Origin of the sequence: Pseudomonas sp. ZY71 (assembly GCF_036542145.1) — a bacterium.
GTDB lineage: Bacteria > Pseudomonadota > Gammaproteobacteria > Pseudomonadales > Pseudomonadaceae > Aquipseudomonas > Aquipseudomonas koreensis_A.
Genome location: NZ_CP144274.1, coordinates 4,676,191 through 4,689,390, shown reverse-complemented (window position 1 = coordinate 4,689,390; position 13,200 = coordinate 4,676,191). Strand labels below are relative to the sequence as shown.

The 13,200-nt window shown below is 62.2% G+C and carries 1 protein-coding gene; it reads left to right on the top strand.

The window, feature by feature from the left end:
- Positions 1-79 precede the first annotated feature (79 nt).
- Positions 80-13,078 carry a non-ribosomal peptide synthetase gene (locus VY732_RS20695; RefSeq protein ID WP_331691637.1) on the top strand — a complete coding sequence of 4,333 codons (12,999 nt, stop codon included), beginning with the start codon at positions 80-82 and terminating at the stop codon, positions 13,076-13,078.
- Positions 13,079-13,200 lie beyond the last annotated feature (122 nt).

The window sequence follows — 13,200 nt, the reverse complement described above, 5'->3', positions numbered from 1 at the left end:
CCGCGCCCTGCATGCCCTTCGAGGGGTGTGACGCAGCAACCCGATTCCATTAGCAAGCCGAATTCAGGCAGGAAACCTCATGACCGACGCGTTCGAACTCCCCAGCACCCTGGTCCAAGCCCTCCAGCGCCGCGCGGCTCTGACGCCGGATCGACTGGCTTTGCGTTTTCTTGCCGAAAGCGAAGAGCAGGCTGTGGTACTGAGCTATCGCGAACTGGATCAGCGCGCGCGTACGATTGCTGCCGCGTTGCAGGCTGAGGCTGAATTCGGTGATCGCGCGGTGCTGCTGTTCCCGAGCGGTCCGGACTATGTCGCGGCGTTTTTTGGCTGCCTGTACGCCGGCGTCATCGCGGTGCCAGCCTATCCGCCGGAATCCGCGCGTCGTCACCATCAGGAGCGTTTGCTGTCGATCATTGCCGACGCCGAACCGCGTCTGCTGCTGACCAGTGCCGACCTGCGCGACGCGTTGCAGCAGATCGAAGGCGCGCCGCCGCTGCTGTGCGTCGATACCCTCGACCGTACGCTCGCCGAACGATGGGTTGAACCGGTCCTGCCGCAAGACCACATCGCGTTCCTGCAATACACCTCCGGCTCTACCGCACTGCCCAAAGGCGTGCAGGTCAGCCACGGCAATCTGGTCGCCAACGAACTGTTGATCCGTCACGGTTTCGGTATCGATGTAAATCCGGATGATGTGATCGTCAGCTGGCTGCCGCTGTATCACGACATGGGTTTGATCGGTGGTCTGCTGCAGCCGATTTTCAGCGGCGTGCCGTGCATTCTCATGTCACCGGCCTACTTCCTCGGCCGGCCGTTGCGTTGGCTGGAAGCGATCAGCGAATACGGCGGCACCATCAGCGGCGGGCCGGACTTTGCTTATCGATTGTGCAGCGAGCGCGTCAGCGAATCGGCACTCGAACGTCTCGATCTGAGCCGTTGGCGCGTGGCCTATTCCGGTTCCGAGCCAATCCGTCTCGACACCCTCGAACGCTTCGCCGAGAAGTTCACCTCGTGCGGTTTCAGCGCAGACAATTTCATGGCCTCGTACGGTCTGGCCGAAGCCACATTGTTCGTCGCCGGCACCCCGCGCGGCACCGGCATCCCGGCACTGCGTGTGGACGATCAGGCGCTGGCGCAAAACCGCGCCGAGCCGGGCGAGGGCAGTCCGATCATGAGTTGCGGCATCAGCCAGCCGGAACACGCCGTGCTGATCGTCGAGCCGAGCAGTCTCGAAGAACTCGCCGATAACGCGGTGGGCGAAGTCTGGGCCGCCGGCCCGAGTATCGCTCTCGGCTACTGGCGCAACCCCGAAGCCAGCGCCAAGACCTTCGTCCAGCACGCCGGACGTACCTGGTTGCGCACTGGTGATCTGGGCTTTATCCGCGACGGTGAACTGTTCATCACGGGGCGCTTGAAAGACATGCTCATCGTGCGCGGTCACAACCTCTATCCGCAGGACATCGAGAAGACCGTCGAGAACGAAGTGGAAGTGGTGCGCAAGGGCCGCGTCGCCGCATTTGCGGTCAGTCAGGAGGGTGAGGAGGGCATCGGTATCGCGGCGGAAATCAGCCGCAGCGTGCAGAAAATCCTCCCTCCGGAGGCCTTGATCAAAGCCATTCGCCAAGCGGTAGCCGAGGCGTATCAGGAAGCACCAAGCGTGGTGGTGCTGCTCAATCCGGGTGCGCTACCGAAAACCTCCAGCGGCAAATTGCAGCGTTCGGCGTGTCGCAATCGCCTGGCCGATGGCAGTCTCGACAGCTACGCAGTATTCCCGACGACGGCATCCGAAAGCCAAGAGGCAACCACCAGTGCATCTGAACTCGAAACACTGATCGGCAAAATCTGGGCCGAGCAACTCAACGTCAAACAGGTCAACGCCGACGATCACTTCTTCCTGCTCGGCGGCAACTCGATCGCCGCCACGCAAGTGATCGCCCGGGTTCGCGAAGAACTCAGCCTTGAGCTGAACCTGCGCCTGCTGTTCGAAGCCCCGACCCTGTCGGCATTCGCCGCTGCCGTGGCACAACAGCAACAGGATGGCGGCAGCGCGCAAGGCGCAATCACTGCGTTGTCGCGTAGCGAGCCAATGCCGCAATCGCTGGCACAAAACCGTCTGTGGATCACCTGGCAACTTGACCAGCAAAGCAGTGCCTACAACATTCCCGGCGGCCTTCGTTTGCGCGGCGAACTGGACGAAGACGCGTTGCGCACCAGTTTCCAGCAACTGATCGAACGCCATGAATCCCTGCGCACACGCTTCTTCGAACGCGACGGCGTGGCCCTGCAACAAGTCGCTGCCGCCGCCGAACTCAACCTGCAACTGTTCGACATCAGCGACTTGCCGGCGGCTGAGCGCGAGGCCCGTGCGCAACAAATCCGCGAAGACGAAGCACGCACTCAGTTCGACTTGGAAAAAGGCCCGCTGCTGTGGGTGACGCTGGTGCGTCTCGACGACGAAGATCACCAGTTGCTGGTGACGCTGCACCACATCATCGCTGACGGCTGGTCGCTGAACATATTGATCGACGAGTTCTCGCGCCTGTACGCCGCCGCTTCGCAAGGCGCGACGGCCAGCCTCACGCCACTGCCAACCCATTACGCCGACTACGGTAGCTGGCAGCGCCAATGGCTGGCGCAAGGCGAGGGCGAGCGGCAACTGGCGTACTGGAAAGCGCAGTTGGGTGACGAGCATCCAGCGCTGGAATTGGCCACCGATTACCCACGGTCCGCTAAGCAAACTCATAGCGCAGCACGCCATACCGTGCGTCTGGCCGGCAGCCTCAGCGATGCGATCCGCCACACGGCGCAGGCTCACCAATCGACACCGTTCATGCTGTTACTTTCGGCATTGCAGAGCCTGCTGCATCGCTACAGCGGTCAGCGCGACATTCGCATCGGCGTACCCAACGCCAACCGTCCGCGCCTGGAAACCCAGGGCCTGATCGGCTTCTTCATCAACACTCAAGTGCTGCGTGCGCAAATCGATTCGCGCCTGTCGTTTGTCGAGTTGCTGGCCCAGACTCGTCAAGCCGCACTCGGTGCCCAAGCGAATCAGGATCTGCCGTTCGAACAGCTGCTCGAAGCCTTTCCGCAGGCTCGTGAACAAGGCTTGTTCCAGGTCATGTTCAACCACCAGCAACGTGATCTGAGTGCGCTCAAGCGCCTGCCGGGTCTGCTCGCCGAAGAACTGCCGTGGCACAGCCGCGAAGCCAAGTTCGACCTGCAACTGCACAGCGAAGAGGACCGTAACGGTCGCCTGACGCTATCGTTCGACTACGCCAGTGAACTGTTCGACGCGACGACCATCGAGCGTCTGGCCGAGCACTTCAGCAATCTGTTGCGCGAAGTCTGCGAACGCCCGGAGCAAGCCATCGGCGACCTGCAATTGCTGACCACCAGCGAGCACGCTCAGCAAAAAAACTGGAGCGTCGCACCGTGCACCCCGGCGCAACAGTGGTTGCCGGAACTGCTCAATGAACAGGCGCGTCTGACCCCGGAGCGCACCGCGCTGGTGTGGGACGGTGGCAGCCTCGACTTCGCTGAACTGCACGCGCAATCCAACCGTCTCGCGCACTATCTGCGCGACAAAGGCGTCGGCCCGGACGTTTGCGTAGCCATTGCCGCCGAGCGTTCGCCGCAACTGCTGATCGGCCTGCTGGCGATCATCAAGGCCGGCGGCGCCTATGTACCGCTGGACCCGGATTACCCGGCCGATCGACTGGCCTACATGCTCAGCAACAGCGGCGTCGAATTGCTCCTGACCCAGACCGAATTGCTCGAGCGTTTGCCGGCCAGCGATGGCGTCAGCGTGATCGCCATGGACGCGCTGCACCTGGAAAACTGGCCGAGCCAGGCGCCAGGCCTGCACCTGCACGGCGACAACCTCGCTTACGTGATTTACACCTCGGGTTCCACCGGCCAACCGAAAGGTGTCGGCAACACCCATGCGGCACTGGCCGAACGTCTGCAATGGATGCAGAACGCTTACGCGCTCAACGAAACCGATGTGCTGATGCAAAAGGCGCCGATCAGTTTCGACGTGTCGGTGTGGGAATGCTTCTGGCCGCTGATCACCGGCGCACGCCTGCTGATTGCAGGTCCCAGTGAACACCGCGATCCGCATCGCATCGCCCAACTGGTTCAAGAACATGGCGTGACCACGTTGCACTTTGTCCCGCCGCTGCTTTCGCTGTTCATTGACGAACCGCTGAGCGCCGAATGCACCAGCCTGCGCCGGGTCTTCTCCGGCGGTGAAGCGTTGCCGGCCGAACTGCGTAACCGCGTGCTGGCGCAACTGCCGGCGGTGCAATTGCACAACCGTTACGGCCCGACCGAAACCGCGATCAACGTCACCCACTGGCATTGCACCACGGCCGATGGCGAACGCTCGCCGATCGGCCGTCCGTTGGGCAACGTTATTTGCCGCGTTCTCGATGCCGATCTCAATCCAGTCCCGGCCGGTGTGCCGGGTGAGCTGTGCATCAGCGGTAGCGGTCTGGCTCGCGGTTACCTCGGTCGTCCTTCCTTGACCGCTGAACGCTTTGTCGTCGATCCGCTGGGCGAGCAGGGCGCACGTTTGTACCGCACTGGCGACCGTGCGCGCTGGACCGCCGATGGCGTGATCGAATACCTCGGCCGTCTCGATCAGCAGGTCAAACTGCGTGGCTTCCGCGTCGAACCGGAAGAAATCGAAGCACGCTTGCTCGCGCAGGACGGCGTCGCCCAAGCCGTGGTGCTGGTGCGTGAAACCGCTGCCGGCGCGCAACTGATCGGCTACTTCACCACGACCGATATCAACGAAGATCACGACGAACAAATCACGCGCCTGAAAACCGCACTGGCCGCCGAGCTGCCGGAGTACATGGTCCCGGCGCAACTGATGCGTCTGGACGCAATGCCCCTGAGCCCCAGCGGCAAACTCGACCGCCGCGCCTTGCCCGAGCCGCAATGGCAAGTGCGTGAGCACGTCGAGCCGGTGACTGAACTGGAACAGCAGATCGCCGCGATCTGGCGCGAAGTGCTCGGCCTGCCTCAAATCGGCCTGCGCGACGATTTCTTCGCCCTCGGCGGTCATTCGCTGCTGGCCACGCAAATCATCTCGCGCACCCGTCAGGCCTGTGACGTCGAGCTGCCGTTGCGCGCCTTGTTCGAGCACAGCGAACTCGGTGATTTCGCCGAACAGATCCGCCTGATCCAGGCCAGCGGCCGCACCAACAAACAGCCGCCGATCGACAAGGTTGATCGCAGCAAACCGGTGCCGCTGTCGTACTCGCAACAGCGCATGTGGTTCCTCTGGCAGATGGAGCCGGACAGCCCGGCGTACAACGTTGGCGGCATGGCGCGTCTGCGTGGGGTATTGCACGTCGAGCGTTTCGAGGCCGCGCTGCAAGCACTGATTCTGCGTCACGAAACCCTGCGCACCACGTTCCCGAGCGTCGACGGCGTCGCCCGTCAGCAGGTGCATGCCGAGACCGGCGTGCGCATGGGCTGGAAGGACTTCTCCAAATTCGCCGCCGACGTGCGTGAGCAAAAAGTTCAGCAACTGGCTGACGAAGAAGCGCATCTGCCGTTCGATCTGGAAACCGGTCCGCTGCTGCGCGCCTGCCTGGTGAAGACCGCCGAGCACGAGCATTACTTCGTGCTGACCCTGCACCACATCGTCACTGAAGGCTGGGCGATGGACATTTTCGCCCGGGAACTCAGTGCGCTGTACGAAGCGTTTGTCGATGATCGCGATTCGCCGCTTGAGCCGCTGCCGGTGCAGTACCTCGACTACAGCGTCTGGCAGCGCAACTGGCTGGAATCCGGCGAGCGTCAGCGTCAGCTCGACTACTGGACCGCACAACTCGGTCGCGAACATCCGCTGCTGGAATTGCCCGGCGACCGGCCGCGTCCGCCGGTGCAAAGCCACCAAGGCGAGCTGTTCCGTTTCGACCTCAGTGACGACCTCGCCGCGCGGGTTCGTGCGTTCAATGCGCAAAATGGTCTGACCCTGTTCATGACCATGACCGCCGCACTCGCCACGCTGCTGTACCGCTACAGCGGCCAGACTGATCTGCGCATTGGCGCGCCAGTGGCCAACCGCATCCGTCCGGAAAGCGAAGGGCTGATTGGTGCCTTCCTCAATACCCAAGTGTTGCGTTGCCAGCTCGACGGCATGATGTCGGTCGGCGAACTGTTCGAGCAGGTGCGTCACACCGTGATCGAAGGCCAGTCGCATCAGGATCTGCCGTTCGATCATCTGGTTGAAGCCTTGCAGCCACCGCGCAGCGCCGCCTACAACCCGTTGTTCCAGGTGATGTGCAACGTGCAGCGTTGGGAATTCCAGCAGAGCCGCATGCTTGCCGGCATGACCGTCGAGTACCTGGCCAACGATGCGCGAGCGACCAAGTTCGACCTCAACCTGGAAGTCACCGACCTCGACCATCGCCTCGGTTGCTGCCTGACTTACAGCACCGACTTGTTCGACGAGCCGACCATCGCGCGCATGGCCAAACATTGGCGCAATCTGCTTGAAGCGCTGATCGCCGATCCGCAACAGCGCCTCAGCGAATTGCCGCTGCTCGATCAACCCGAGCAACAGCACCTGCTCGACAGCCTTGGTATCGAGCCGGGCGAGCATCGTCTCGACCAGTGCATCCATCATCTGTTCGCCGAACAAGCGCTGGCGCGCAAAGACGCGCCGGCCCTGACCTTCGCCGGGCAGACCCTGAGCTACGCCGAACTCGACGCCCGCGCCAATCGTCTGGCCTGGGCGCTGCGAGAGCGTGGCGTCGGCCCGCAAGTGCGGGTCGGCCTGGCGCTGGAGCGTTCGCTGGAAATGGTCATCGGCCTGCTGGCGATTCTCAAGGCTGGCGGTGCGTATGTGCCGCTGGACCCGGAATACCCGCTCGACCGTCTGCATTACATGATCGAAGACAGCCGCATCGGTCTGCTGCTCAGTGATCGCGCGATGTTCAAAGCCCTCGGCGATCTGCCGCCGAGCGTGGCGCGCTGGTGCCTGGAAGAGGACAGCGCGGCACTCGCCGCTTACCCGGCCAGTGAGCTGCCGTTTATCAGCCTGCCGCAACATCAGGCTTACCTGATTTACACCTCGGGCTCGACCGGTAAGCCGAAAGGCGTGGTGGTCTCCCACGGCGAAATCGCCATGCACTGTCAGGCCGTGATCGAGCGGTTTGGCATGCGCCCCGACGACTGCGAACTGCACTTCTATTCGATCAACTTCGATGCGGCGACCGAGCGTCTGTTGGTGCCGCTGCTCAGTGGCGCGCAGGTTGTATTGCGTGCACAAGGTCAGTGGGACGCGGAAGAAATCTGCGGCTTGATCCGCACGCACAAGATCAACGTACTCGGTTTCACCCCGAGCTACGGCAGTCAGTTGGCGCAGTTCCTCTCGACGCAAAACGAAATCCTCCCGGTGCGGATGATCATCACCGGCGGCGAAGCATTGACCGGTGAACACCTGCAACGGATTCGCGCAGCGTTCAAACCGGCGATGTTCTTCAACGCTTACGGCCCAACGGAAACCGTGGTCATGCCAATGGCCAGTCTGGCGCCGGAGGTGCTGGAAGAGGGCGCCGGCAGCGTGCCGATCGGCAGCGTGATTGGCGCGCGTGTCGCGTACATTCTTGACGCCAATCTGGCGCTGGTACCGCAAGGCGCGACCGGTGAGTTGTTCGTCGGCGGAGCCGGTCTGGCCCAGGCTTATCACGATCGCCCGGGCATCACCGCCGAGCGCTTTGTCGCAGACCCGTTTGCCACTGATGGCGGGCGCATGTATCGCACCGGCGACCTGGTGCGCCAGCGTGCCGATGGTTTGGTGGAATACCTGGGCCGGATCGACCATCAGGTTAAAATCCGTGGATTCCGTATCGAGCTCGGCGAAATCGAAACCCGCCTGCTCGATCACGATTCGATCCGCGAAGCCGTGGTGCTCGCACTGGATGCGCCGAGCGGCAAACAACTGGTGGGCTATCTGGTCACCGAAGTCGCCGAAAAAAGCGAAGCCAGACAGGCTGAATTACGCGACGCGCTCAAGGCGCACCTCAAGGCGCAACTGCCGGATTACATGGTGCCGACCCACCTGATTCTGTTGGCAAGCATGCCGCTGACCGCCAACGGCAAAGTCGACCGCCGCGCCTTGCCGGCGCCGGATCCTGAGTTGAATCGTCAGGACTACGTCGCGCCGAGCAACGAACTGGAGCAGACCCTGGCGCAGATCTGGTGCGAGGTGCTCAACGTCGAACAGGTCGGCCTCAACGACAACTTCTTTGAATTGGGCGGCGATTCGATTCTGTCGATCCAAGTGGTCAGCCGCGCACGGCAGCAGAGCATTCATTTCAGCCCGCGCGATTTGTTCCAGCATCAGACCGTGCAGACCCTCGCCGCCGTGGCCAGCCGCACCGAGCAGGTGACGGCCGAGCAAGGTCTGGTGGTTGGTGAATCGGCGCTGACGCCGATTCAGCATTGGTTCTTCGACACCGATATTCCTCAGCGTCAGCACTGGAACCAGGCGTTGTTGCTGGAGCCGACCGCAACCCTCGAATCGCATCGTCTGGAGCAGGCGCTGCTGGCGGTGATCGAGCAGCATGACGCCTTGCGTCTGCGCTTCAGCGAAGTCAACAACGCGTGGCAAGCAACGCACCAACCGGTCTCCGATGCGGCGGTGTTGTGGCAAGTACGCGTGACCTCGATGGACCAGTGCGAAGCACTGTTCGCCGATGCCCAGCGCAGCCTCGACCTTGAACAAGGGCCGTTGGTGCGAGCGGTACTGGTCGATGGCCCGCAAGGTCAGCAACGCCTGTTTATCGCGATTCATCACTTGGTGGTCGACGGCGTGTCTTGGCGTGTCCTGCTCGACGATGTGCAAACCGTTTACCGCCAACTCGACGCCGACCAAGCGGTGAAACTGCCGGCGAAAACCAGTGCCTTCAAGGACTGGACGGCACGCCTGCAGGCCTACGCTGGCAGCGAATCCCTGCGCGAAGAACTCGACTGGTGGCAGAACCAACTGGCCGGTCCGAACGCCGATCTGCCGTGTGAAAATCCGCAGGGCGGTCAGCAGAATCGTCACGCACAAACCGTCAGCGTGCGCCTCGATGCCGAGCACACCAAACAATTGCTGCAGCAGGCGCCGGCCGCGTACCGCACGCAAGTTAACGACTTGCTGCTGACTGCACTGGCCCGCGTACTCTGCCGCTGGAGCGGTCAGCCGTCAGCGCTGGTTCAACTGGAAGGCCACGGTCGCGAAACCCTGTTCGACGAGATCGACCTGACCCGCACCGTCGGCTGGTTCACCAGCGCCTATCCATTGCGCCTGACCCCGCACAACATCGAAGAAGCCGCCGGGCAGGGCGCTTCGATCAAGGCGATCAAGGAGCAACTGCGTGCCGTGCCGCACAAAGGCCTCGGTTATGGCGTGCTGCGATATCTCGCCGATGACCTCAGCCAGCGCAGCATGGCCGCGCTGCCGAACGCGCCGGTCACCTTCAACTACCTCGGCCAGTTCGACCAGAGCTTCGGTAGCGATGCGCTGTTCCGTCCGCTGGATGAGCCGATCGGTGCCGCCCACGATCCGCACGCGCCGTTACCAAACGAGCTGAGCGTCGACAGTCAGGTTTACGGCGGTGAACTGCTGCTGCGCTGGACCTTCAGCGCCGAGCGTTACGAGGCGCAAACCATCAACGATCTGGCCGATGCCTACCTCGGCGAGCTGCAAAGCCTGATCACCCATTGCCTGCAAGACGAGGCCGGTGGCTTGACGCCGTCGGACTTCCCACTGGCCAAGCTGACTCAGGCGCAACTCGATGCCTTGCCGGTGCCGGCCGCGCACATCGAAGACGTCTATCCGCTGACGCCAATGCAGGAAGGCATGCTGCTGCACACCTTGCTCGAACCGGGCACTGGTCTGTACTACATGCAGGATCGCTACCGTATCAACAGCGAACTCGACGCCGAGCGTTTCGCCCACGCGTGGCAAGCGGTGATCGCCCGTCACGAAGCGCTGCGCGCGTCGTTCTGCTGGAATGTCGGCGAAGACATGCTGCAAGTGATTCACACACCGGGTCGCACACCGATCGAGTATCTGGACTGGAGCGCCATCGCCGAAACCGAGCAGGAACCAAAGCTGCAAGCGCTGCTGAAACATGAGCGCGAGGCCGGTTTCGATCTGCTCAATCAGGCGCCGTTCCACCTGCGCCTGATCAAGGTGGGCGCGGCGCGTTACTGGTTCATGATGAGCAACCACCACATACTCATCGATGCCTGGTGCCGTTCGTTGCTGATGAACGACTTCTTCGAGATCTACACCGCTCTCGGTGAGGGTCGCGAAGCGCAATTGAGCGTGCCGCCGCGTTATCGCGATTACATCGGCTGGCTGCAACGCCAGAGCCTGGCCGAGGCGCGGCAGTGGTGGCAGCAGAACCTGCAAGGGTTTGAGCGCACCACGCCGATCCCGAGCGATCGTCCGTTCCTGCGCGAACACGCCGGTGAAAGCGGCGGCATGATCGTTGGCGACCGCTATACCCGCCTCAATGTCGAGGACGGTGCACGTCTGCGTGAACTGGCTCAGGCCCATCAACTGACCATCAACACTTTTGCTCAAGCAGCGTGGGCCTTGGTGCTGCGGCGCATGAGTGGCGATCGTGACGTGCTGTTCGGCGTCACCGTGGCCGGGCGTCCGGTGGACATGCCGGAAATGCAGCGTACCGTCGGCCTGTTCATCAACAGTATCGCCCTGCGGGTGAAGATGCCTGAGGACGATCAGCGCAGCAGCGTGCGTCAGTGGCTCAGTGGTTTGCTCGACAGCAACATGCAACTGCGCGAGTACGAATACCTGCCGCTGGTGAACATCCAGGAACAGAGCGAATTGCCGAAAGGCCAGCCGCTGTTCGATAGCCTGTTCGTCTTCGAAAACGCCCCGGTGGAAGTCTCGGTACTGGATCGTGCGCAGAGCCTGAATGCGACTTCGGACTCCGGCCGAACCCACACCAACTTCCCGCTGACGGCGGTGTGCTACCCGGGCGATGACCTTGGTCTGCATCTGTCCTATGACCAACGCTATTTCGATGAATCGACCATCGAACGCATGCTCGGCGAGTTCAAGCGTTTGCTGTTGGCGTTAGTCGATGACTTCCATGGCGACATGGCCGATCTGCCGCTGCTGGGTGCCGAGGAACAGGACTTCCTGCTCCATGGTTGCAACCAGAGTGCCCACGATTATCCGCTGGAGCAGAGCTATGTTGCGCTGTTCGAAGCGCAGGTCGCCGCGCATCCACAGCGTATCGCCGCGACGTGTCTTGATCAGCAACTGAGCTACGCCGAGCTGAACCAGAATGCCAACCGTCTCGGCCATGCACTGGTCGCGGCCGGGGTGCAGAGGGATCAACCGGTGGCGTTGCTCGGCGAACGCAATCTCGATCTGCTCGGCATGATCATCGGCAGCTTCAAGGCTGGCGCGGGTTACCTGCCACTGGATCCGGGCCTGCCGAGCCAGCGTTTGCAACGCATCATCGAGCTGAGTCGCACGCCGGTGCTGGTCTGCTCCAAAGCATGCTTTGAACAAGCGCAGACTTTGCTGGATGAGTTCAGCTGCGCCAATCGCCCACGCTTGCTGGTGTGGGAAGAGATCCAGGCAGCGGCGACTTCGGCGCAGAACCTGGGTATTTACAGCGGCCCGGACAACCTCGCTTACGTGATCTACACCTCGGGTTCGACAGGCCTGCCGAAAGGCGTAATGGTCGAGCAGCGCGGCATGCTCAATAACCAACTGAGCAAGGTGCCGTATCTGAACCTGAGCGACGCCGACGTGATCGCGCAGACCGCTTCGCAAAGCTTCGATATTTCGGTCTGGCAGTTCCTTGCCGCACCGTTGTTCGGCGCGCGGGTGGACATCGTGCCGAACACCATCGCCCACGATCCGCAAGGGTTGCTGGTGCACGTGCAAGCGCAGGGCATCACCGTGCTGGAGAGCGTGCCGTCGCTGATTCAGGGCATGCTCGCCGCGGATCGTCTGAGTCTGGATGGCCTGCGCTGGATGCTGCCGACCGGTGAAGCGATGCCACCGGAACTGGCGCACCAATGGCTGCTGCGTTACCCGGACATCGGTCTGGTCAACGCTTATGGCCCGGCGGAATGTTCCGATGACGTGGCGTTCTTCCGTGTCGACATGGCGTCGACGCGCGGCAGTTACTTGCCGATCGGCACGCCGACCGACAACAACTTGTTGTACTTGGTCGACGGCGCGCTGGACCTGGTGCCGTTGGGCGCGGTGGGTGAGTTGTGCGTGGCGGGCACGGGCGTCGGACGCGGTTATGTCAGCGATCCGTTGCGCACCGCGCCGGTGTTTGTGCCGAACCCGTTCGGTGCGCCGGGCGAGCGTCTGTATCGCACCGGTGACCTGGCGCGGCGTCGTAGCGACGGAGTGCTGGAGTATGTTGGCCGCGTCGACCATCAAGTGAAGATTCGCGGTTACCGCATCGAGTTGGGTGAGATCGAAGCGCGCCTGCACGAACAACCGGAAGTGCGCGATGGCGCGGTCGGTGTGCAGGAAGGCGTCAACGGTAAGCACTTGGTCGGTTATCTGGTTGCAGCTGATTCAGCACTCAATCCGAGCGAACGCCTGGAGCGGATCAAACAGCGCCTGCGCGCCGAACTGCCGGAATACATGGTGCCGCTGCACTGGTTGTGGCTTGAGCAGATGCCGCTGAATGCCAACGGCAAACTCGATCGCAAAGCCCTTCCGGCGCTGGAGATCGGCCAGTTGCAAAGCCAGGACTATCTGGCGCCGCGCAATGATCTTGAGCAGACCCTCGCCGACATTTGGGCCGAAGTGTTAAAGGTCGAGCAGGTCGGTGTACGCGACAATTTCTTCGAGCTGGGCGGGCACTCGTTGCTGGCCACGCAGATCGCCTCGCGCGTGCAGAAAACCCTGCAACGCGATGTGCCGCTGCGGGCGATGTTCGAGTGCAGCACGGTGGAGGAACTGGCTGAGTACATTGATGGACTGGCGGCGAGTGACATTACCGAGGAGAAGGTTGATCGGTTGAATGATCTGATGGCGGAGCTGGAGGGCTTCTAGTTCTTTAGCGCCTGCAATGGCCTCATCGCGAGCAGGCGAAGGCCTACATTTGGAATGCGTTCCCCTGTAGGCCTTCGCCTGCTCGCGATGAGGCCGGTACCTTCATGTACATCTCCAAGGTT